This window comes from Methanoregula sp., assembly GCF_028679125.1.
Taxonomy (GTDB): domain Archaea; phylum Halobacteriota; class Methanomicrobia; order Methanomicrobiales; family Methanospirillaceae; genus Methanoregula.
Map to the genome: position 1 here is coordinate 49,447 of NZ_JAJRCG010000001.1, position 20,997 is coordinate 70,443.

Consider the following 20,997-nt stretch of genomic DNA (forward strand, 5'->3'; position numbering starts at 1 on the left):
GGTATATTCAGCGGCTTTATGTGATACTGCGGATAAATGTACGTACTGTCTGTTTACAAAACGGAGTAAATTTTCAGATCAATTCGTGGTGGCGTCATGGTTCAGATCGATTTTAAGGATTATCAGAAGTACCTCATAGCGGTTCTTGTCGGGCTGTTTGCACTCTATGCCTTCTGGATTCGTATTATTCCCATGCTCATGATGGGACAACAGACCGACATCCTCAGTATGGTGGCGATGGATGATCCGCTCTATAACCTCCGCCAGGTCGAGGTGATGCTCTCACAGTTCCCCGGCTATGCCTGGTTTGACCCGATGACCCTCTACCCCGGCGGGAGCACGATCTACTGGGGCCCGGTCATGCCCACCATTATTGCGATCTGCTGTCTTCTCGCAGGAGCCACCACCCGTCCTGAGATCATCTCTGTTGCACTCCTCGTCCCGCCGCTCCTGGCCGCTGCCACGGTGGTTGCAATGTATTATGCCGGCAGGGTCTTTGGCAACTGGAAGACCGGGCTCCTTGCTTCCGGGTTTACCGCGGTCGTATTCGGCCAGTTTTTCACGGTATCGTATTACGGGTACATCGATCACCATATTGCAGAAGTGCTCTTTTCCACTATTTTCTGCCTTACGTACGGTTATGCCCTCGTCGTGGGAAAGAACAGCCCGGTTGATCTGAGCGATCGCAGCAGTTACCGGAATCTTCTCATAGTCTCTGTTTTTTCTGGCATTGCCTACCTCCTCGGCCTGTTTGTCATGCCGACAATGATCCTGTTTGCGATGATCGTTGCCCTCTTTACGCTTATCCAGTTCATTATCGATTTTTACCGGCGCCGGTCCAGCGACTACCTCGTCCTCATCAACGGCGTCACCTTCGGCATAGCGATCCCCGGTCTCCTTTTGTTTGGTTTGAAAAGCCCAGGCATTGACCTGTCCACGTATTCCATCGGCCATATCATCGCGTACCTGGGGCTCATAGCCGGGACCTGCCTGCTCTGGTACCTTGCCCGATTCCTCCGGGAAAAACCGCGTTATACTTATCCCGGTATCTTGGCCGGGTGTGCGATTCTTTCTACCTCCCTCCTCTACATTTTTATCCCGGCGCTCTACGGGCTCTTCATTTCGAGCCTCTTCTCGTTCTTCGGACAGTACGCAGTAACCAACACCGTGCTGGAGGCCATGGGATGGTCATACGATCATGCGTGGGGCTCCTTCAACTATGGACTCCTTCTGTTCGCTGGCGGAGTACTGGTCATTCTCTACCGCAATATCCGGAACGAACACCCCCATCATATCTTTTCCCTTGTCTGGTCGCTGGTTATCCTCCTGTCAACATGCCAGCATATCCGGTACGAGTACTATCTTGCCATTAACATCGCGCTCCTCTCTGCAATTTGTGTAACGTTTGTCGTGGAGGTATCCGGGCACGACCTTTCCCGAATTGCCTCCCGTATCTCAGAAACCTCGCATAACCCCGGATCCGCGGAACCGGCAAAGGAGGATTCGCTCAAGAAGAAGCCGGGTAAACAAGGAAAGAAACCAGTGGATCTCTCCCATAGCCCGGATTACCTACGGCTGGCCCTCCTGCTCATTGTCTCTCTGGTTGCCCTGCTCTTTGTGTATACCTCGGCTACCCTTGCCTATACCATGGTTTCGGCTGCCGGGACCAACATGAATTCTGACTGGAAGGAATCCCTCGAATGGCTGGGGAACAACACGCCAGAGACCGGAGTAGATTACCTGGCGATCTATGACCAGAAGACCTACCAGTCTCCCAATTCAGCATATGGGGTCATGTCGTGGTGGGATTATGGCCACATGATCTCGTTCATAGCAAAACGCATCCCGAATGCCAACCCGTTCCAGCAGGGAGTTGCCGGCCCCAATGGTTCGGCCACCTATTTTGTGGCAACTTCGGAAGAGGAAGCGAACCGGATCCTTGATAATGACGGCACCCGGTACGTGATCACGGACATCATGATGGACGATGTCATCAATGGGAAATTTCACGCTATGGCCACCTGGCACAACAGCACTGCAGGCCTTTCTCCCTTTATCCAGGTATTCCTCATGCCGAATCAGGAGAATACCTCGCAGTTGGATCCCACCGGATTCGTTCAGCCGGCATATTACCACACGATGATATCGCGGCTGCATACGTTCGACGGTTCTATGACCAATGCATCAGCCGCTTATTACATCGAATATGCCGATCCATCGGTAACCGGCCTGTCACAACCGGTGATTGTCAGTGGCGGGCTGCTGAACGCGACTGAAGCAGAACGGATGCTAACCCAGTTCAATACCAGCGGTGCTGTCGGGTACCGTGCAGGATTGTACAGCTACAACATCCTGAAACCGGCAGACACGGTTCCCGCGCTGCGTCATTACCGGCTGATCCACGAATCGCCGACAAATGTCTATGACTCGGAGTCTGTTGATGTCAGGTTTGTCAAGGTCTTCGAATATGTCCCCGGGGCGCACATCCGGGGAGAGGGGATCATCAGCGTGCCGGTGGTAACCAATACCGGCCGCACCTTCACCTACCGGCAGGAGAGCATCAACGGGGAATTTGTTGTCCCGTATGCGACAAGTGGCAATTCCGGGGACGTGAAAACGAATGGTGTATACACCATCGAAGGGACAGGGAAGACATATACTGTTCCTGAATCCGCCGTGACGGGCGGCCTGTATATAACCTGATCTGTTCTCTCTTTTTTTGGTTTTCCTGCAGGGTTACTGCCCGAGCAATGTCTTTGAGATGATGTATTCTCCGCGGGCTTCGCGGGTAGTCCCGACGATCAGCCACTGCTCGCTGCCATGCTGTTCCAGCACCCCGCAGGCTTCGATGTTCTCTCCTGCAAGTGCCTGCCCGCTGTAGGTATGGGTGAAGGAGAGCACCCGGCATACCTCCTCGTGTTCCACTTCGTATACAGCGGGGTTGTCGAACGCGAGCGAGGCATTCGTCACCTTCGCCTCGATTGTCTGTTTTCCGAGCACCGTGCCCCTGCCGGATGGTGCGCTCCGGATCCCTTCATAGGACCGCGTGTACAGGATATCGAAGTACGTTCCCTCGATCTGCCCCCGGTTCCACTTCCGCTGCTCGTGGAGTACAAAGGAGTCATACGAGATTTCCGGTTTGCGCTTCTCGTACACCTTCCGCCACATTGCGTCCGAGAGCCCCTCGATCTTCCCGTCATGGATGCTCTGCCGGACAAGTGCCTGTGCGGTAAACCAGTGCTTCCCGTACACCACCATGTCGATGTCAGAACCCCCGTTCTCCAGCCCACAGAGAAGCGAACCGGTACAGCCCACGGCCCCGTCCGGGAGAGAAAAGAGGTTCACCAGTTTTTCCACTCGCGGGTGGGTAGCGGCGATATGGCCGATCTCAAGATCCGGTTTCAGCACCCGTTTCACGTCTTCTTTCGGGATGCGGTGGAGAAGGCCGGCATACTGCGGCTTGTACCGGGCAATATGGGCATATGCCTCCTCGAAATCGTACTTGGTAAAGCGTTGGCCGGATGCATTGGCCCGTGTCCCGTTCTCGTCGGGCACGTACCGGAGCACGCAGCCAATCCTGTCGTCATTGTCATATGTGGAGACGGCATAGAGCCAGCCATCGTTATCCTCAATGAAATCACGCAGGCGAAGAGGGGGCATCATGGTAAGGGAACCTCAGAGGGTGAGCAGGAACCGTGCGATCCGGTCAATATCGGCGCCGCTCCGGATGATCTGCTTTCCCTGCAGGTCAACCACCGTGCTCGGGATGCCGGACAGCCGTCCACCGTCAATGATCAGTTCGCGCGGAACCGTGCACTCCTCCGGTGTCTGCGGATCCTTTGATCCATGGAGGTTGGCACTTGTTGCCGTTATGGGAGCATCGAACCGGGTGATGAGTCTGATTGCGAGCGGATGGGATGGCATCCGGATGCCAATCATTCCGGTACCCCCGGTAAGGATTGCCGGAACGCACTTCCGGGCAGGGAGAATAACCGTCACCGGCCCGGGAAGGAATGTGTCTAAGAATTTCTGCATCCAGGTCTCGGTCCGGGCAACCGCGTTGAGCATATCCATATCGGATACCGCAATGGAGATGGGCATGGAGAGCGGGCGGCTCTTTGCCTCGTAGACTTTCGCGATCGCCTCATCTGAGAATGCATCCGCACCAAGGCCATAGACGGTCTCGGTCGGGTAGACGACCGTGCCATCGTGCATCAGTACCGAGACAGCCTTTTCGATGATATCCATGTCAGAATTCCCGCCCGCGGACGCGGTTGATATCGAAGACCGCCTTGCTGCTGACATGCATGACGGCAAAGACCCCGGCCTGGATCGGGTCGGTGACCACGAGATCGGCATGCTGGGGGACCGTGCCTGCCATGTTGAGGGCAATGACCGGGATCCCTGCATCCCTCACGCGGTCCACTGCTTTCGATATGTCGCCGCCCATGATCGAACCGGCCAGCACGAGAATGGATGCCCGGGGCAGCCGGGCAACCGCATCCACTGCAAGGGCCAGCGAACGCTCGCCGACAAGCGGGATCGTATCAACGGAGATCCGTTCGCCACGGATATTGTGCCGGTCCGCCTCGTTCACCGCGCCGAGAGCAACCTGCGCAACCTGTGCCCCGCCCCCGATGATGATCACACGCGACCCGAATATGTTGCCGAACGGCTGGTAGGCCTTCACTTCCTTTACGGAAGGAATGTCATTGAGATCCTTGACAAGGCTGTCGTGATCGCTCGCATCTGCGCAGTCATACTCAAAATAGAGTTCGGCCATACCGCAGTACGGGCCGGAATCAAAGACCTCCTGGTTGATCATGACAATGTTAGCGTCATGGTTGGCAACCACCGTTGCTATGTCCCGCAGGACTCCCCTGCGGTTCTCGGCGATAATCCGGATTGCCAGGTGTTCAGGTTCAGACTCCATAGAACTGATGCGATAACCGGGGATCGAACCCGGGTTAGAAGCTTGGGAAGCTCCTGTCCTACCGCTAGACTATTATCGCACGCATGCGTTGCTGCTCTCAAATATTACGCGAGTTTAACATAAATATATCCCGGTTCACCCGATTGTTTCGATATCATTAAGAATCGGGGACAAAGTAAGTATACGATAATAAACTTTAATATATGGCATATTCCCTGTACAGATCCTGTCCGGGAAATCCCCTTCAATAAAATCCAGGAAGTTATCTCATGAAATTGCGAACCCTCACGTTCTCTCTCGTTATTACAGCCCTCCTGCTGGTAGTGGTCTGTCCCACGGTCACCGCGGTAACATCGGGCAAAGCATTATACCAGAATTCGTTCTCAAGCGATCCCAAATGGGTGACGAATTGTGGCAGTTATTTTTACTGGGATCCCGGCCTCCAGATGTATCATTTTTCGATTGAACCGGCTACCGGGTGTTATGCCTATACACCGGTGGACAATTATGATGGTGAAGCGTTCACGTTAGAATACGATCTGGTCCTCAACCATGTTGACGAAGGAACCACCTTCCGTCTCGGGTTTTCCGGAGATGCAATGAATCCCGAGATGGGGCCGAATGTGCTGACGGAATTTACCAATGCCAAGTTCGGGCAGATCATGTGGCTTCACCTGGTCACTCCCGGGAACAAGATGACTGAAGTCAACAGCCAGAAAGGAGATACCGTGTCCAGCGGCACTTCGGCATATGATGGTTCGACCGTGAAGTACGAACTCAACAAGACATATCATATTACCGTTGATTATAACAAGGCCCAGCGTGTGGTAAGCATGAAGGTCAACGAGAAGACCAGTGGCGGCGAGATCTGGGGGTATTATATAACCTCCGCTGAGGATCTCCATGGAATGAAACGTATTTACATGGGATCTATCGGGGACTACAGCATGACAAACCGGTATGCCACGGGAACCATTGATAACGTCCGTCTCACTATCCCTGCAGTGGATACGGTGACAACGGCTGTTACCGTCAGCACGACTGCAGCGGCAACAACGAGGCCCACTGCCAAGCCCACTGCCAAAACCACCGTAGAGGTAACAACAGCAGTTCTCCCGGCAGCCACGCCGGAATCGCCACTATCGGGTATGACGGCGGTTGCAGCACTCGGTATCACCGGTCTCTGCTGCGGACTGTTCCTGAAGAGAAAGAACTAGGAATCAAATAAGAATCCTTTTTCGGTGCCTGGTGATGCACAGTTCCGTTCATTAGCCTGCTCGCGCTTTTCCTGACTGCGTGACCTACGTACATATCCTCATGCAGATCGCGCCGTGCCAAAGGTCGGTGCGGGATTTATGAGATGTCCAAACGTGAAACGTAAACGGATGCGCTGCCGGGAAAAAAAGAGATAGGGAATGATGTATGATCCCGGGGGCATGGCAGCCTCCGGGTCTCTGGAGACTAAGTATGAAGATTCACCGACAGGTCTGACGGTGATATGGGGCGTGTTCTTGCATATAAGGGCATATTCCCGATCCGTGTGCGGCGAATCCGGAATATACGTGGTTATCCGGGTGTTCATCATCGGTGCGTGGCATGAGGGAGGAATTCGCATGAAGTCCGGCAACACGTGTCATGGTTGAGCGATCTGACTGGTTGCAGCACGGACGGGAGTGGCGGTCTCTTCAGCATGTAGTCCTATACCGGCTACTCCCCCTGGTGTGCTGGTATCCTGAAAGATGTCTGTGCACCCGCAGATGGTGCTGCAGGGTATGTCCGCGACGTTCGCGGCGGACGGGGTTACCATCAGTCCGACCGAGAGCAGGACAAGTGCAAATCCAATCATCACGATACCGCTGTTCATAGTGCGTTTTCTCCTCATATTGATGGGTCGGGTGACACGCCGAATCTGTCTGGTGTATCACCTTGTATCATACTATACCCGCAACAGTTCTTAAATAAGGAGAATTGCCCTGGTTGATGTGTGTAACCCCGGAGTTCAACAGGCAAACCTGGCGGGTGTATTTATGCGTGAATGTATAAGGAGAAAATATAAACCGTCATGCCCTTATCTTCCAGTAACCAATATATTCTGTATATATCCCGTGGTGGAGCGCTATGGATCCTGCTGATAAATCTCCTACAATCATTGTTCACGATGAATCCGATTCCCTGGAGGAACTATCGGAGTATCTCGATGTCCTTTCGAGCAGCGCACGGCTCCGGATACTGAAGTTCCTGGAGAAGAAACCGCGTGATGCCCGTGCGATCTCAAAGGAGATCGAGACCAGTTACGAGAATACAAAAAAACATCTCGACCGGCTCCTGAGTATCGGTGTCATCAAGAAAGAGGCCGGGCTTGGCGCTCCCACCTCCAAGGGTATTCATCCGGTATGGGAATATTCTCTTGTCCCCGGGGGACTCGAAGCGATCATCCGGAATCTCGGGCTCTTTTCCAATACCCGGGTGCAGGTTCTTGGCAGCGAGATCTCGCGCAGACTTGATGAAGTGAAAGGTACGCTCTCCAAAGAAGTGCTGGGCAATATCCCTGCTGCGATTGCGCTTGGCGGCCCGGATGACGGCAAGGTCTTCCTGCTCAAGCATGACACGGTGGCAATTGGCAGGAATGATCCGGAGAATCCCGGATCCTTCCGGGTGGAGGGCGACCTCGTGCTTTCTGACGGGTATACTGCGGTGACCCGGGTCTCCCGCCCTCACGGGAAATTCACCCTTGATAAGGGAATCTGGTATATCGAGGATTCCGGGAGTACCGGCGGTACCCAGCTGAACAATCACAAACTGGAGAAGAATACCCCGGCTCCCCTGCATGATGGCGACCTGATTGAACTCGCAAAAGGAATATCCGGTGTGAAACTGCTCGTTATCCTTCCCGGGAACACATGAGGCAGACTGATCGTTTGGTGAAGACGAACATATGCCTATTAATCATCCAAACTCATTACCGGATCATACGAATTTATCCAAAGGACATATCATGAACCCGCAGTACCGCAGTATACGCGTACTTGCCATTATCGCACTCGCCTGTCTCCTCATCTGCCTGCCCGTAGCGGCAGGTGACCATACGGTCGCGCCGACCGGTGCAGAATTCAGCAGTATCAAGGATGCCATTGACTGGTCAATCGGTGGCGATACGATCCGGGTGGAGAGCGGGACCTATACGGAAAATCTCCGACTTGATAAGAAACTGACCCTGATCGGTGTTGATACCGGCAGCGGTGCACCGGTCATAGCGCCCTCAAAGGCCGGGAATGTCGTCGAGATCCTGGCGGACGGATGCTCGATCCAGGGCTTTACCATCCAGAACAGCGTATCAGGGAGCGGCGTAAAGCTCACCTCGGGCAGTAATTCCCTCCGGCATAATACCATCCGGAACAATGCTGAAGGGATCACGATTGTGTCCTCGGATAAGAATACTGTTCTCAACAACGTGATTACAGGCAACAACCGGGTCGGTATCAGCCTTGAATCAGCCAGCGGTAACCAGATCGACGAAAACACCGTCAAGGATAATGCGATTGGGATCACGCTGGATGAAACCTCGCGCTCCAACATAATCTCGCGCAACCAGTTCTCCAACACGCAGAACGTAGTCTCAAAAAGCCCGAGTACCACCTGGAGCACGGCGCTCACGTACGCTTACACCTATCTCGGGAAAACGGGACAGAACCGGATGGGTAATTACTGGAACGATTACCGCGGAAAGGATAAAAATGGCGATGGTATCGGGGATTCGGCGTACGTGACCGGCATCGACAGCGGAAAGATCGCTGACGGCACCAACCCCTTCACGAGCGATGCCTTTCCCCTGATGGACCCGCTGGAGTACTACTCCGGGATCAGTGCAGTCAGTTCCGTGGAGACCGTAAGCCCGGCCGGTTCGCAGGTGCCGGTTGCATCATCCACGGAAAAACCCGCGGATTCGTTAAGTCCGTTCCCGACCAGGACGCCCCAGCTCGTTTCCACCTCCCCCCTGGGGCCGGCCTCCGAGCCTCCCGGCAGCGCTGCCCCGATTTCACGGTTCTGGCAGGATATTCCCCTGACCGGTGTTGCACTGATCGTTATCGGTGTTGCGCTTGCGGGTATTGGCGGCTGGCTCTTCCTCTCGCGGGATAAGGACGGGCTGGCGATCCCCTCACCGGTACCTGCGGTCTCCAAAGCGGCTCTTGTCCTGAAGACTGCGGTTGAACGGACCTGGGCACTCGTCACGATGCCATCCGGCGGAACCTCACGGGGATCCGCAGAAGCGACGATGGCCAGCCCCATGCCATCAGCGACCGACCAGAAGAACTATTTCCCCCGCGAACTGGAGAACAAGTACCGCGAGATCAACTTCATTGGCCGGGGAGGTATCGCGTGGGTCTTCTCCGCGTACCGCAAGACCGACGGTATGTTTGTTGCGGTCAAGATCCCGATCAGTTTTGACGAGGTTACCGGAAAGTGTTTCCTCAATGAGATCGCCGCGTGGGAGACGCTGCGCCACCCCAATATCGTCGAGGTCTGTGCGGTCAATATCCTGCCGGTTCCCTACGTGGAGATGGAGTTTGTCCCAAGCTCCCTCGAAGCCCTTGAAAAACCCATGCCGGTCTGGAAAGCCGTCCGTCTTATATCCGGGGTTGCAGAAGGTCTCCGGTATGCCCATGAGCATGGGTTCATCCACCGGGATATAAAACCCCACAACATCCTGCTGACAAAGGATCTCGTGCCGAAGATCACGGACTGGGGGATGAGCAAGGTGCTTGCTGCCGATGTGAAAAAGTCGAGCGTAGCAGGATTCTCTCTTTCATATGCGGCACCGGAACAGGTCTCTCCCTCGGAGTTCGGGAGGACGGACGAACGGACGGATATCTACCAGCTCGGGGTGGTCTTCTACGAACTTGTGACCGGATCAATTCCGTTCGGCGGCGAGAGCATCGTCGAGGTGGGCAATGCGATCCTACGGGAGCAGCCGGTTGCACCCTCGGAGTACAACCCGGATGCGGAAGCTGTGGAGAAGATCATCATGAAATGCATGGAGAAGGATCCGGCGCAGCGCTACCAGTCAGCCACCGAACTTATCGATGCCCTGCAGGGATATCTTGATGAGGATGAGGACTGATTTTTTTAAAGAATGGTGTGTGAAATGACTGAACCTGCCAAGACGTTTGAACCCGCGACCTGCCAGCACTGTGAGGGTATCGGTTGCACGTATTGCAACAAGACCGGGACGGTGCTTGTAACGGCTCCGAAGACCCTCTGCAAACATTGCGAGGGTGTCGGCTGTATCTACTGCGGGTTCACCGGCTGGACCGGGCCAAAGTCAAAATGCGATTAGCCCCGTCTGGATTCATCTGAATTTTCCCTCAACCCGACGGGGGATGACGCACTCCTCGTACTGTTTTGCAAAATAGCGATCGGTCATACCGGCAATAAAGTCCCGGACCTGTTCCTCCGGGGTTGCAGTGTCCAGGTAACGCTGGTTGGTCCATCCGGTTCTGATGAAGTCTGTATAGATCTTTGATGTCGTATCCTCTTTTTCAAGGGCTGCGAGGTAGGAGGAGAAGAGGGTGGCATACATCTGTTCGATCTTCCCGCGCTCCGAGGTCAGTTTCGGATTATTATAGATATTCTGCCGCGAAAAGGTGCGCAGGCAGATCAGTGCGTCTTCGACCGTGGGACTGTACGAGATGAACCCGTCATCTTCGGTATCGCTGTTCTCCAGCAGGTCGTAGATAAGGGTATTGATGATCTCCCGGTTCGTGCTCCCGAGAACCTCCCGGGATTTTACCGGGATCTGTGTGGTATCGCTGATGAGCCCCACGTCCCGGGCATCCTGCAGATCCCTGCCGATATAGGCGATGGTGTCGGCGAACTTGACCACGCACCCTTCGAGGGTCATGGGTGAATGGGAACGCCTGCCGTCGGCATTGTCCTGGACTTTCTTGTCAAACACAGTCCAGCCCGCGAGCGGTTCAGGAGCAATCCGGACATCATCCCCCTCCCCATTGTGGCAGAGAATACCGTCCAGTACCTGCATGGTCAGGTCGCAGTCCTCGATCTGGTCAAGGAACCGCACGCTCTGGACATTGTGGGAGAACGTGCCGATCCCGTGCTGTTCGCAGAGGGTGGAAAGGCAGGTCTCACCGAAGTGGCCGTAAGGGATATGGCCGATATCGTGCCCAAGGGCGATTGCCTCGATCAGATCCTCGTTGAGCCGGAGACAGCGCCCGATTGTCCGGGCGATCTTCGAGACCAGCTGGACATGAATGACACGGTGGGTGATATGATCGTTCTCGACAAGGTAGAATACCTGGGTCTTGTCGATGTAACGCGTGTATGCCCGGGTGTGGATGATCCGGTCGGCATCGCGGGAGTAGGGCGTCCGGATATCTTCCGGGACCCGGTCAAGACGCCGCACGGCATCGGCGCTGGTGGTGGCGAGGGGTGACAAGAGCGCCTCGCGCTTTCCGGTCATTGCGCGGATAGCGGACGAAAGTCCTGCGCCAGGATCCGGGTTTCCCGCCGGTTTCTTCATGGAAGGTCGGTTGGAGCCCGAAGATGTTAAGCATGACGAATGAACGGATCACCCTGCGGGGGCTGCCGGCCTCAGGGGTTGTATGTCTTGCCATATTGGGCCGTGTGCATTGCGGCCTCCTCTGGTTTTCAGGAATTCCACCGGTTACCGGGAGCAGATCGCGACCGTCTCGCCATACTGGAGAACATGTCCTTTCATCGCTGCAATGAGGGCATGCTTGTCTGCGCCGGCCGGAAGCCCGAGCATGGCATCCAGTCCGTACACCCGGAACTGGTACCGGATCATCGCACCGGGCGGTGGGCAGGGTCCGGTATACCCGGTCGTACCGTAATCTGTGATTCCCTGGATCGCGGGCACCGGTTCCATGACCGTACCTTTTTTGGGGATGCCGGGCGGGATGACCGGGATCGGAGGGAGGTTCCAGCATATCCACGGGGTAAAAGAACAGCAGGACTTTTCAAACGGGTTGAAGACCATCACCGCTACCGACTTCGCGGCAAGGCCCTTCAGCCGGATTCGTGGCGAGATGTTTTCGCCATCGCAGGTATGAGCCGGGGGGAACTCGAGGAAGTCGAGAGAGATTATTAGGGGTTCCATACAAGGGACTGGGTGCGTGACTGGTTTGAATGTTTTTGTGGCGTGGATTTCGGCACGCATTTAATACCGGAAGCACGATGCATCAGTGCATGGATATGATGCACGAGTCCGGCAATTCCCTGGATCTGAAGCCCATTGGCGTGATCCATTCCCCGTATCTCAAACGCGAAGACGCCCCCCGCCAGGGCCGGCTCTCGGACCGGGAATCGGTGATCGAGATCTTTTTCGAATATGCAGATGGATTGCAGGACATCGAGCATCACCCCCACCTGATTGTGCTGTACTGGCTTGACCGGTCATCCCGGATGACCCTGAAAGCCACCCCGCCCGGCTCCGGGACAGAGCATGGGGTTTTTGCCACCCGTTCTCCTGACCGGCCAAACCCGATCGGGTTTGCCGTTGCAGACCTTATCAGGCGGGATGGTTCACGACTCGTGGTCCGGGGACTCGATGCGCTGGACAGTACACCCCTGCTCGACCTCAAACCGTATTCTTCCGGTACTGACTGTATAAAGGAATGACGGGCTGTCCTCATCATGATACGCGCCCTGTCACAAACTCACCATCTTTATTGTCTTGTGCGCATAATGGATACGATTACATACTGATTACAGGAGTCATTTCATGGTGAAGAAAAATATCCCGAAGACCCCGGAGAAACCGGCAGATGAAGAGTGCAAGAACGAGTGCGGGAGCTGCCCGACCGCAAGCACCTGCGCATCGGCAAAAGGCGGTGCCAAAGGCCTTCCCCCCAAGGCAGACATGGATGTCAAGCACGTGATCCTTGTTCTCTCCGGCAAGGGCGGCGTAGGCAAGTCCACGGTCTCAGTCAACCTTGCGTACGCCCTTTCCAACCACGGCAAGAGGGTCGGTCTCCTCGACCTCGATATGCACGGTCCCAACATTCCCAAGATGCTCGGGATCGAACAGCACAAGCTCGCGATGATGGACGACAAGATCGAGCCCGTCCATGTCACCGGCATGCTCTCAGTCATCTCAATGGCCTTCCTGCTTCCCGACACGAGCACGCCGATCATCTGGCGCGGCCCCATGAAGATGGCAGCAATCCAGCAGTTCCTCTCCGAGGTTAACTGGGGATCGCTTGACTACCTTGTCGTTGACCTCCCCCCGGGCACCGGTGACGAAGCGCTGACGATTGCCCAGCTTGCCCCCAATGTCCGCGGTGCCGTGATCGTCACCACACCCCAGGATGTCGCAACCCTGGATGCCATGAAGTCCGCGAAGTTCATAGAAAAGCTCAGCCTGCCCGTTATCGGCATTGTTGAGAACATGAGCGGCATGATCTGCCCCCACTGCGGAGAAGAGATCGATCTCTTCGGCAAGGGTGGAGGAAAGAAGATCGCAGAGGAGCTGAAGGTTCCCTTCCTCGGGTCCATCCCGCTCGACATCGAGATGCGCAAGGCCGGTGACGAGGGCCGCCCGTTCATCATCCGCCGTGCCGACAGCCCCACGTGGAAGAGCGTGGACGCGGTCATGGAATCGCTCATCAAAGTCGTTGAGGGATAAGCAATGGACTACCTGCGGATTCTCTCCGGTAAGGAAACCCCCCTCCCGATCTACACGGCAATTGTTGCCGCCCTTGAGAATCCGCGTGCATTTCCCGACCTGCTGGAACCGATCTACCGGGAGGCCATGCAGCTCGATGACGAAACACTCGACCGGTTCCGGTTCTCCTTGATGCGACTCCAGCTCTATGCCGATATCCATCGCAATGAGGATCTGGAACAGGCCATGCAGATCAAGTACGTGGCGCAGGTGCTGGAAAAAGTGGTGTACGGCTCACTGGTCATGGAGCCGGCCGAGCCCTCTGCGGACTGATATTTTTTCATCCCTTTTTCCCCGACCACTATGTTTTTATCGGAGTAAACATGCACTGGTGATACCCTTATGTGCAGACCCGGTAAATACTAAGTAATCAAAAATCTGCACAAGCCCCATCCCGGGCATCGCACGAATACCCAATACCCAGACACCATATATGGAGAAATAATGACATCACGCATGCAGTCCCCGCACACCACCTGTCCGGGGTGCCAGGAAGAGGTCTTCCTCGATGAACTCGTCGGCGGCAAATGCCCCTTGTGCGGCTGCACGCTCGAGGACTTCGAGGAGTCGTTTGGGGAGTATGAGGGAATCCTCGACCGCTCCGATCTCTCTTGGCTGATCTTCAACTACTTCGTGTTCAAGAAGTTCGTTGACCTCGGCGTGCCCCCGCACCAGATCATGGACCTTGTGGCTGCGTACGGACAGAACTCAGAGAAGCCGCCTGAAGAATGGGACCGGACCACCTTTGTCCTTGAGATCCCGATGAGAGTCTTGGACCGGATCCGGCCGAAATACTGTGCAAAATGCCACCACTGGTTCTTCCGCGGCGGGAAGAAGCAGATCCGTGGCGATATGCGCAAGACCGATCTCCTGATTGAGTTCGTCTGCGACCGGTGTTAATTCCCCTTTTTTCCAACACCCATTTTTTAGTGACGGTAATGCATTTCCGTTACGTTCCCCATCTGGATATCGACCCATCCAGTCCCGATCGGGAGCGAAGAATCCGCCCGGATTACTGCATCGTCGAACACGATCTTCCATTCCAGCGGGACGGTGCCCGACAGCTGGCTGGTGGCAGGATCATGGTTGTTGTTCCAGCGCAGTTCTGCTGACAGGACCCGGATACTCTCGACGGAGTCGGGATACCGCTTCTTTGCCTCCTGCATCACGGCAAATGTTGCATCCCGCTGGATTATTGTCTGGTCCACGGACCGGGAGAACGCGAAATCCGGCGTTGACCATTGTTTGTCATACCCGATTACCTCGCCGGACTCCGCGTCTACTGTAACAGATATCCCATCGGTGTCAACTGGGTGATCGAGGTAGAGGCGCTCCCAGGAAAAGAGATACTGGCCAGCGGAGGGAGCCGATGGTGTCCCCCATGCTTCATAGCGGGATGAGGTCAGGTTGAGCGGGAGAGTTCCCCCATTCTTCTCGCTGATATAATGGCTGGCGGTTGCCTGTGCTTTTTCCAGGGTTGTTGTTGGTTCTTCCCTGCGGCCGGAAGAGGGAATCTTCTTCCTGAACGAGACCAGTTCGCCTGTTGTGGCATCAAGGCTGCCGGTGATAAGTGTGGTATTGCCGGAGGCAAGGATGAACATCCAGATTCCTCCCTTGTCGGGACTGTTGTAATACCAGGTCCTGATGGTACTGGCACCCGCGTCAGGAAATGCGGAGGTGGCGATTCCTTTTACCTTATCTTCAGAGATGGTGGTGGTTTCCTGCCCGAAAGCATAGGGTTTCCCGGTTGCGGCATCGATGAAGATTGTGGATTCAGATCCCCCGGTTGTGGATGTAATGGTAAACCCGAAGAGGCTGCCGACGGAAGTTGTGGTATAATTCACTTTTGTGATCGTATAGTCCTCTTCGGAATAATAATTTCTGAGTACATCGACTGCGCCCGAAAGGGAGAGAGCACTTCCGGTGGAATCGACCGGTACCCCGGGAGCGATGATATATCCTGTTGCAGAGGAAGCGGTCTCATCAGGAACCGGCGTTGTGATAACAGAAGCCGTTGTTATTGCGGGTACTGCTGCTGGAACAGGAGTGCTTTGTTCGACAGGGACGGGAGTGGTCGTAACTGCGGGCACCGGCGTTGTTGCGGGAACCGGGGATGTAACCGCTGGTGCCAGGGATACCGTTTGGAAAAATCCGGCAAGGATCCAGATAACTGCAATGACAACGGCAATGATAATGCCGGCAATGAGGATCTTCTTTTGTCGTCTCCGCTGTTGTTTCTCCCGCACTTTCTGACGGTACCGTGCGGGGAGGTACGGTTCGTTGAATTCGTCGTCTCCATTCACTCCCGGCTCACCTGATGTACTATCATTGTCCTGCATCAGGTAAAAAAGCCGGGGGACCGGTCACTCGTATGCACGGCGAAAAAAGGAATCTTGCCGTTATGGCATCTCACTCATTCTTTCCGCCCTTTTCACGGAAGCAGACAAACCAGAGCACAAGGCCTATCAGTATGACAGCGAAGATCACGGCCAGCACCCGCGGGTCGATGGAGAGCCCGATAACGCTTGGTCCGTATCCCATGTCACGCGGACCGGGCAGCGTGCTCTGGTTCAGTTCAGCCCGGAAGATCGTGATGGGTGTTGGTTCAGCCCGGTACCCGTTGTCCACCAGATCACCAACAGAGCCGTTGTACGTGATATTGAGATCTGTTTCCGACAGGGTCATCAGTGATGCATTGCCCGGGCCTGCGGCAGGAACCGCAGGAACTGCAATCAGGCATGCCAGCAGCAGAACAAAAAAAAGTCTTACAGCAATCCCCGATTTCACGTTGGTAATTGACATATAATACCCTTAGAAGTTTTGGGATAGGGGGTAAACAGGTTTGTGGTCAAAAACCGTGTGGAAATATAATGACATGCAGACTGGTCGTAATAGAGCCTTTTTTTATCCCGCACGATTACCATTCTACCCGGAAACCATGGTATTCCCCGGTTGCCTGTCCCGGGGTGACGGCAATATGCTCCACCTGGATCACCTCATCGTCACGGGCATGGGCGAGCCGGACAAAATCTGCAAGGGACGCCGGGGAACTTTCAGCAACCATCTCCACGGACCCGTCCTGCAGGTTCTTCACGTACCCGTGCACACCAGTGGCATGGGCACATGTTTCAACAAAGTGCCGGTATCCCACACCCTGCACCCGTCCCCGGACAATGGCCGTGATCCGTTCCATGCGGTACTTTTGTGGAAATGCGGTATCATATACTTTGGCAAATTATTCCCGCCCTTCCGGAATCCGGTTTCCTGCCGGTTGTTGTGGTGCCGGCAGGATACTATGCCGGGCTCTTCTTTTTGTGAAATCCCCTGTCGGACCAGGATCTTCTGAAGATAACCTGCCCGGGGTGTTCGCTGACTACCGACCAGTTGGACTGTCCGTGGGCGAGGTCAGAATAGCGATCTTCCCGAAGGGGAATCCATGTCCGCGTTCTCATGAAAACCGTTCCGGTTCTTCCGGTGATTGCCGGATATATCCGGCCGGAATTGCGATGCAGATGTTTTTTATAAATGTCCCACTCATCTTATCCGCAACACATAGGCCGGGGTTACAGGGAGTGAGGTGGCAGGTATTTCTCTTGATGGGCATGCTGGCAGCCGTGATACTGTGTGCCGGTTGTCTGGATGAAGAGCCCGATATGCCGGTCCTCCCGCCATCCGATGTCGTGCAGCCGGGCCAGGTGATTACCACTACCGGTGATGTAACCGGTGATGGCATAGCCGGGGGTACAATCGATACCCTCACGTTTACGGTGAAACTTCTGCCCGGTGAAAAACCGGTTGACATGGAACGGATCTCCATTATCTATGCCGACACCATCAAGACCGAGACCCTGATCCCGGTAGAGGGCTACATCGGTGATCCCCCGACCAGTACCTGGGGAATCATCAATGTGGCAAATCAGGCGGGTGCACCCAATAACCGGCTTGAAGCCCAGGAAGAATTTACGATCCGAATCAACCCGAAAGCATACCTTCCTGCAAACCGCATGATCACGATTGTCGTCAGGACTCCCTCCGGAACACCGCTGACGATCCGCCGGATCGCTCCTCCCGCAGTTCTCAAGGAAAACAACGTGTTCATCCCCTTGTAATACCGGCCTGCGGCAGACGTATGGATTCGGATCCTGCTCCCTTTTAAGGTCGGGCGTCGGAATACCAGTACCAGTGAACCGGAGACACTCCCATGGATGACGGGACGGGAACAAACCTTGACATGCAGGATATGAAGGATCCCGGCTACGAGATCTTCATCATCCTCGTCTCTGTCCTTTCCGTCATCAACCTCTTCATCACCTGGATACCCGGGATCGATGGCGATGCCCTCAATGTCCTGGTGGTCATCAATTTCTTCCTGACGATCATCTTCCTGGCGGATTTCCTCTACCGCCTGTTTTCTGCAGGATCAAAGACGCACTATTTCTTCCGTGACTGGGGGTGGGCGGATCTCCTTGCCAGTATCCCGGCCCTGCGCATCCTCCGGCTGTTCCGGATCTTCAAGGCGTACCGGCTTCTTCACAAATACGGAACCCGGTATATTATCTGCCAGCTGAAGAAACACCGGGCCGAGAGCGTTCTCTTCATTGTGATCTTCTGTGTCATGCTCGTGATCGAGAGCGGGGCGTTCCTTGTCCTGATGGCCGAACGGTCAGCCCCTGATGCCAACATCACGACTGCCTCCGATGCCATGTGGTGGGTCTATGTCACCATCACAACCGTTGGATATGGTGATCATTACCCGGTGACCTCTGCAGGACGGATGATTGGTATTGGTGTGATGACCATGGGTGTCGGCCTCTTTGGCACCCTGGCTGGTTTTATTGCAAATAAACTACTCTCCCCGGTGTCCTCCGATGACGGATCGGATAAACCGACCGGTGCCAGAGATACAGATCTGGCTGAAATAAAGGAAGTCCTGCGGGAGCAGAACCGGCAGAATGAGCAGCTCCAGGCCAGACTGGATCGTATAGAACAGCACCTTGACCGCCGACCACCCCAATGAAGATGAGGTCTCAGTAGTCTGTTTTACCCAGGTCCCCGGTTTTATTATGCATGAAATACTTTCCGGCTGTATTACGGGAGTGGCAACATATCCGGATCTTCGCCGGTGCAGATGTTTTTATAAGAGCCCTGCCCAGATTATCCGCAGCATAAGCAGGTGTTTCTGGCAGTGAACTGGCAATCATATCTTGTGGTCGGTATTCTGATTGCGGCGGTACTTATAGCCGGCTGCACGGATGAGGACTCCTCAGTCCCGGTTCCGCCTCCAACGGATGTTGTGCAACCCGGCCAGGTACTGACCGTTGTCGGGGATGTCACCGGTGATGGCATTCCCGGGGGTACGATCGATACCATCACGATAACCGTGGCACTTGCCCCCGGACAAAAGCCGGTAGATATGGAGAAGATCTCCATATTCTATGCGGATACGATCCGGACCGAAACCATTCTCCCGGTGGAGGGCTACCGGGGAGATCCCCCTACGGGATACTGGGGGATACTGGATGTGAAAAACCAGGTGGGCAATACCAACAACCGGCTGGAAGATCAGGAGCAGTTCACGATTCGTATCAATCCCAAGGCATACCTTCCCGCCAACCGGATGATGACCCTCGTTGTCAGAACCTCTGACGGAGCAGTACCCCTGACGATACGGAGGTTCGCTCCCCCGACCATCATCAAGGAGAACAATATTCTCACTCCCCTGTGATACCCGTACGGCCTGTACCCTTTTTTCAGGTGATATAAGACGATCAGGGATCGTGAAAGTAGCGTGAAAACCAGCGCATACCTGGGTGAATATGAATGCCCGGCGATCTGTCCATTCACGCAAAGGATCAGGCGCAGAAAAAAGGATGATGGATCGTTTGTTTGTCTCGTGGAATCGTGCGGTCTGAGGCGCCTTTTTAGTAGGTCCGTCCGACCAGTGTTGCCTTGCCGGGCTTCCCGCAGATAATGCACTTCCCGTCCGTTGATGCAACGTAGGGAGAACGGACTTCAGTGCCGAGGATACTTGAGGTTGCTTTCTCTTCGATAGCATCACCGCAGCCCCGCTCCCGGCACCAGTGGATGACGGCGACTTTTCCATCGTTCAGCGCGGCATTGAGCGCATCCATCGTGTCTACTGAGCAGAGGTGCGATTTCGTATGTTCCTCGGCCTTTGTACGGATAGATCCGGTGATCTCGGCGAGCACCTTTGTCACGCCGTCCGCAACGGTTGCGAGCTCGATCTGGCTCTTCTCGCCCGTCCGCTTCACGGCCATCACTTTCCCGCCGTCGAGATCTCTCGGGCCCAGTTCAAGCCGGAGCGGCACGCCCCGGAGTTCCCACCAGTAGTATTTCGCACCGGGGCGCATGTCGCGGGTATCCATCTTCACCCGGAAGCCGGCTGCCTTTAAGTCCGCTTCCAGTTTCGTTGCTGCTGCCAGTACGTCGTCGTGCCGCTTCCCGATCGTGATCGGGACAATGACGGCCTGGATCGGTGCAACAGCTGGCGGGAGGATGAGGCCCTTGTCGTCGCCATGCATGCTGATGAGGGCCGCAATGCTCCGCTCCGAGATCCCGTAGCAGGTCTGGTTGGCCAGCTGCTGCTCCCCGTTTATATCCTCGTAGTTGATGGAGAATGTCTTCGAGAAGTGCGTGCCCAGGTGGTGGACCGTGCCGATCTGGAGGGTTTTACCGCCAGGCATGATTGCATCCACAGCGATCGTGTAATCGGCGCCCGGGAACTTGTCCCAGTCCGGGCGCTTCGAGATGGTGATCGGTATACAGAGCCCGTCATAAAACTCTTTTGTCAGGGCAAGTTCGTACTCCACCTGCGCCTCGGCCTCGTCCCATGTGGCGTGGACCGTGTGCGATTCCATGAACGAGGTGATCTCGCGGAGTCGGATCAGGGGCCGGGTCTGCTTTGTCTCGTACCGGAACGTGTTGACGATCTGGTAATATTTCATCGGCAGGTCCGCGTGAGAGCGGAGCCAGAGCGCGTACATCGGGTAGATCGCGGTCTCGCTCGTGGGCCTGAGGGCGAGCTTGACATCGAGCGGGGTTCTGCCCCCATGGGTCACCCAGTACACCTCGTCCTCGAAGCCCTTGATGTGCTCGGCTTCTTTCATGAATTCCTGCTCGGGAATGAGCAGGGGAAAGAGCGTCTCCTGGTGGTCGCGATCCAGCAGTTCGCGGAGCCGGTTGTACACGTATTTGCGGATTGCAAACCCGTACGGGTACCATACATACAGCCCTTTGACCGGGTAGCGGACATCCATGATCTCTGCCCGCCAGAGAATATCGTTATACCATCCGGAAAAGTCCTGCTTTGGCGGCAGGGTGCCTGCTTCGTCGTCCATGAAAGTCC

The 20,997-nt window shown here is 55.2% G+C and carries 22 protein-coding genes and 1 tRNA gene; 12 read left to right on the forward strand and 11 right to left on the reverse strand.

The features are described from left to right. Positions 1-96 precede the first annotated feature (96 nt). Complete coding sequence (locus LUQ43_RS00295) at positions 97-2,703, forward strand: oligosaccharyl transferase, archaeosortase A system-associated (protein WP_299962593.1); 2,607 nt, start codon at positions 97-99, stop codon at positions 2,701-2,703. Between the two features lie 33 nt (positions 2,704-2,736). On the opposite strand, the gene LUQ43_RS00300 is transcribed toward LUQ43_RS00295, so the two are convergent. The 4 genes from LUQ43_RS00300 to LUQ43_RS00315 all read right to left on the reverse strand — a co-directional run bounded on the left by LUQ43_RS00300 (position 2,737) and on the right by LUQ43_RS00315 (position 5,012). Then, positions 2,737-3,660 carry a DNA polymerase subunit beta gene (locus LUQ43_RS00300; RefSeq protein WP_299963126.1) on the reverse strand — a complete coding sequence of 308 codons (924 nt, stop codon included), beginning with the start codon at positions 3,658-3,660 and terminating at the stop codon, positions 2,737-2,739. Positions 3,661-3,675: 15 nt separating this feature from the next. After that, positions 3,676-4,248 (reverse strand): L-threonylcarbamoyladenylate synthase, encoded by a 573-nt coding sequence (locus LUQ43_RS00305; RefSeq protein ID WP_299962595.1) that lies wholly within the window; start codon positions 4,246-4,248, stop codon positions 3,676-3,678. 1 nt (position 4,249) lies between these two features. Further along, entirely contained in the window at positions 4,250-4,933 is a 684-nt protein-coding gene (locus LUQ43_RS00310; protein ID WP_299962597.1) for a DUF5612 domain-containing protein, read from the reverse strand. Positions 4,934-4,941: 8 nt separating this feature from the next. Then, positions 4,942-5,012, reverse strand: a tRNA-Gly gene (locus LUQ43_RS00315). A 190-nt stretch (positions 5,013-5,202) separates the two neighbouring features. On the opposite strand from LUQ43_RS00315, the gene LUQ43_RS00320 reads away from it, so the two are divergent. Beyond that, positions 5,203-6,150, forward strand: a complete 948-nt coding sequence (locus LUQ43_RS00320) for a hypothetical protein (RefSeq protein WP_299962599.1) — start codon at positions 5,203-5,205, stop codon at positions 6,148-6,150. A 416-nt stretch (positions 6,151-6,566) separates the two neighbouring features. Here LUQ43_RS00320 and LUQ43_RS00325 read toward each other — a convergent pair whose 3' ends face one another. Further along, complete coding sequence (locus tag LUQ43_RS00325) at positions 6,567-6,797, reverse strand: hypothetical protein (protein ID WP_299962602.1); 231 nt, start codon at positions 6,795-6,797, stop codon at positions 6,567-6,569. 254 nt (positions 6,798-7,051) lie between these two features. Here LUQ43_RS00325 and LUQ43_RS00330 point away from each other — a divergent pair, with 254 nt between their 5' ends. The 3 genes from LUQ43_RS00330 to LUQ43_RS00340 all read left to right on the forward strand — a co-directional run bounded on the left by LUQ43_RS00330 (position 7,052) and on the right by LUQ43_RS00340 (position 10,268). Then, positions 7,052-7,837: an FHA domain-containing protein gene (locus LUQ43_RS00330; RefSeq protein WP_299962603.1), complete on the forward strand. Its 786-nt coding sequence runs from the start codon at positions 7,052-7,054 to the stop codon at positions 7,835-7,837. A gap of 91 nt (positions 7,838-7,928) precedes the next feature. Then, positions 7,929-10,052, forward strand: coding sequence for a protein kinase (locus LUQ43_RS00335; protein ID WP_299962605.1), 2,124 nt, complete (start codon positions 7,929-7,931; stop codon positions 10,050-10,052). A gap of 24 nt (positions 10,053-10,076) precedes the next feature. Further along, positions 10,077-10,268 carry a hypothetical protein gene (locus LUQ43_RS00340; protein WP_299962608.1) on the forward strand — a complete coding sequence of 64 codons (192 nt, stop codon included), beginning with the start codon at positions 10,077-10,079 and terminating at the stop codon, positions 10,266-10,268. Between the two features lie 12 nt (positions 10,269-10,280). Here LUQ43_RS00340 and LUQ43_RS00345 read toward each other — a convergent pair whose 3' ends face one another. Together LUQ43_RS00345 and LUQ43_RS00350 are read right to left on the reverse strand one after the other, a co-directional pair. After that, positions 10,281-11,468 carry an HD domain-containing protein gene (locus tag LUQ43_RS00345; RefSeq protein WP_299962610.1) on the reverse strand — a complete coding sequence of 396 codons (1,188 nt, stop codon included), beginning with the start codon at positions 11,466-11,468 and terminating at the stop codon, positions 10,281-10,283. 144 nt (positions 11,469-11,612) lie between these two features. After that, a complete protein-coding gene (locus LUQ43_RS00350) occupies positions 11,613-12,065 on the reverse strand; it encodes a YbhB/YbcL family Raf kinase inhibitor-like protein (protein WP_299962612.1) in 453 nt (150 codons plus the stop codon). Positions 12,066-12,154: 89 nt separating this feature from the next. Here LUQ43_RS00350 and tsaA point away from each other — a divergent pair, with 89 nt between their 5' ends. From tsaA to LUQ43_RS00370, 4 genes are all read left to right on the forward strand, one after another. Further along, positions 12,155-12,586 (forward strand): tRNA (N6-threonylcarbamoyladenosine(37)-N6)-methyltransferase TrmO, encoded by a 432-nt coding sequence (tsaA, locus tag LUQ43_RS00355; RefSeq protein WP_299962614.1) that lies wholly within the window; start codon positions 12,155-12,157, stop codon positions 12,584-12,586. A gap of 103 nt (positions 12,587-12,689) precedes the next feature. Further along, positions 12,690-13,592: an Mrp/NBP35 family ATP-binding protein gene (locus LUQ43_RS00360; protein WP_299962616.1), complete on the forward strand. Its 903-nt coding sequence runs from the start codon at positions 12,690-12,692 to the stop codon at positions 13,590-13,592. A 3-nt stretch (positions 13,593-13,595) separates the two neighbouring features. Continuing rightward, positions 13,596-13,904, forward strand: a complete 309-nt coding sequence (locus LUQ43_RS00365; protein WP_299962618.1) for a hypothetical protein — start codon at positions 13,596-13,598, stop codon at positions 13,902-13,904. 171 nt (positions 13,905-14,075) lie between these two features. Beyond that, entirely contained in the window at positions 14,076-14,531 is a 456-nt protein-coding gene (locus LUQ43_RS00370) for a hypothetical protein (protein WP_299962620.1), read from the forward strand. Between the two features lie 26 nt (positions 14,532-14,557). Here LUQ43_RS00370 and LUQ43_RS00375 read toward each other — a convergent pair whose 3' ends face one another. The 3 genes from LUQ43_RS00375 to LUQ43_RS00385 form a co-directional block, all read right to left on the reverse strand. Next, positions 14,558-15,934, reverse strand: coding sequence for a YcdB/YcdC domain-containing protein (locus LUQ43_RS00375; RefSeq protein WP_299962621.1), 1,377 nt, complete (start codon positions 15,932-15,934; stop codon positions 14,558-14,560). Between the two features lie 106 nt (positions 15,935-16,040). Next, positions 16,041-16,433 carry a hypothetical protein gene (locus LUQ43_RS00380; RefSeq protein WP_299962623.1) on the reverse strand — a complete coding sequence of 131 codons (393 nt, stop codon included), beginning with the start codon at positions 16,431-16,433 and terminating at the stop codon, positions 16,041-16,043. Between the two features lie 115 nt (positions 16,434-16,548). Continuing rightward, positions 16,549-16,824, reverse strand: coding sequence for an acylphosphatase (locus tag LUQ43_RS00385; protein ID WP_299962624.1), 276 nt, complete (start codon positions 16,822-16,824; stop codon positions 16,549-16,551). Positions 16,825-17,227: 403 nt separating this feature from the next. On the opposite strand from LUQ43_RS00385, the gene LUQ43_RS00390 reads away from it, so the two are divergent. The 3 genes from LUQ43_RS00390 to LUQ43_RS00400 all read left to right on the forward strand — a co-directional run bounded on the left by LUQ43_RS00390 (position 17,228) and on the right by LUQ43_RS00400 (position 19,356). Next, positions 17,228-17,740 (forward strand): hypothetical protein, encoded by a 513-nt coding sequence (locus tag LUQ43_RS00390; RefSeq protein ID WP_299962626.1) that lies wholly within the window; start codon positions 17,228-17,230, stop codon positions 17,738-17,740. A 92-nt stretch (positions 17,741-17,832) separates the two neighbouring features. Continuing rightward, positions 17,833-18,648 carry an ion transporter gene (locus LUQ43_RS00395; protein ID WP_299962628.1) on the forward strand — a complete coding sequence of 272 codons (816 nt, stop codon included), beginning with the start codon at positions 17,833-17,835 and terminating at the stop codon, positions 18,646-18,648. 168 nt (positions 18,649-18,816) lie between these two features. Further along, the gene (locus LUQ43_RS00400; protein WP_299962630.1) at positions 18,817-19,356 is read left to right on the forward strand and encodes a hypothetical protein; all 540 of its coding nucleotides are present in this window, start codon (positions 18,817-18,819) and stop codon (positions 19,354-19,356) included. Between the two features lie 196 nt (positions 19,357-19,552). Here LUQ43_RS00400 and proS read toward each other — a convergent pair whose 3' ends face one another. Then, positions 19,553-20,989 (reverse strand): proline--tRNA ligase, encoded by a 1,437-nt coding sequence (proS, locus tag LUQ43_RS00405; RefSeq protein WP_299962632.1) that lies wholly within the window; start codon positions 20,987-20,989, stop codon positions 19,553-19,555. Between the last annotated feature and the right edge of the window lie 8 nt (positions 20,990-20,997).

Coding starts and splice junctions, on each gene's coding strand:
- LUQ43_RS00340 (WP_299962608.1), top strand. CDS start 10,077: ATGACTGAACCTGCCAAGACGTTTGAACCCGCGACCTGCCAGCACTGT.
- LUQ43_RS00345 (WP_299962610.1), bottom strand. CDS start 11,468: ATGAAGAAACCGGCGGGAAACCCGGATCCTGGCGCAGGACTTTCGTCC.
- LUQ43_RS00380 (WP_299962623.1), bottom strand. CDS start 16,433: ATGTCAATTACCAACGTGAAATCGGGGATTGCTGTAAGACTTTTTTTT.
- LUQ43_RS00335 (WP_299962605.1), top strand. CDS start 7,929: ATGAACCCGCAGTACCGCAGTATACGCGTACTTGCCATTATCGCACTC.
- LUQ43_RS00295 (WP_299962593.1), top strand. CDS start 97: ATGGTTCAGATCGATTTTAAGGATTATCAGAAGTACCTCATAGCGGTT.
- LUQ43_RS00395 (WP_299962628.1), top strand. CDS start 17,833: ATGGATGACGGGACGGGAACAAACCTTGACATGCAGGATATGAAGGAT.
- LUQ43_RS00300 (WP_299963126.1), bottom strand. CDS start 3,660: ATGCCCCCTCTTCGCCTGCGTGATTTCATTGAGGATAACGATGGCTGG.
- LUQ43_RS00370 (WP_299962620.1), top strand. CDS start 14,076: ATGACATCACGCATGCAGTCCCCGCACACCACCTGTCCGGGGTGCCAG.
- LUQ43_RS00385 (WP_299962624.1), bottom strand. CDS start 16,824: ATGGAACGGATCACGGCCATTGTCCGGGGACGGGTGCAGGGTGTGGGA.
- LUQ43_RS00325 (WP_299962602.1), bottom strand. CDS start 6,797: ATGAACAGCGGTATCGTGATGATTGGATTTGCACTTGTCCTGCTCTCG.
- LUQ43_RS00365 (WP_299962618.1), top strand. CDS start 13,596: ATGGACTACCTGCGGATTCTCTCCGGTAAGGAAACCCCCCTCCCGATC.
- LUQ43_RS00350 (WP_299962612.1), bottom strand. CDS start 12,065: ATGGAACCCCTAATAATCTCTCTCGACTTCCTCGAGTTCCCCCCGGCT.
- LUQ43_RS00390 (WP_299962626.1), top strand. CDS start 17,228: ATGGGCATGCTGGCAGCCGTGATACTGTGTGCCGGTTGTCTGGATGAA.
- proS (WP_299962632.1), bottom strand. CDS start 20,989: ATGGACGACGAAGCAGGCACCCTGCCGCCAAAGCAGGACTTTTCCGGA.
- tsaA (WP_299962614.1), top strand. CDS start 12,155: ATGGATATGATGCACGAGTCCGGCAATTCCCTGGATCTGAAGCCCATT.
- LUQ43_RS00330 (WP_299962603.1), top strand. CDS start 7,052: ATGGATCCTGCTGATAAATCTCCTACAATCATTGTTCACGATGAATCC.
- LUQ43_RS00305 (WP_299962595.1), bottom strand. CDS start 4,248: ATGGATATCATCGAAAAGGCTGTCTCGGTACTGATGCACGATGGCACG.
- LUQ43_RS00360 (WP_299962616.1), top strand. CDS start 12,690: ATGGTGAAGAAAAATATCCCGAAGACCCCGGAGAAACCGGCAGATGAA.
- LUQ43_RS00320 (WP_299962599.1), top strand. CDS start 5,203: ATGAAATTGCGAACCCTCACGTTCTCTCTCGTTATTACAGCCCTCCTG.
- LUQ43_RS00310 (WP_299962597.1), bottom strand. CDS start 4,933: ATGGAGTCTGAACCTGAACACCTGGCAATCCGGATTATCGCCGAGAAC.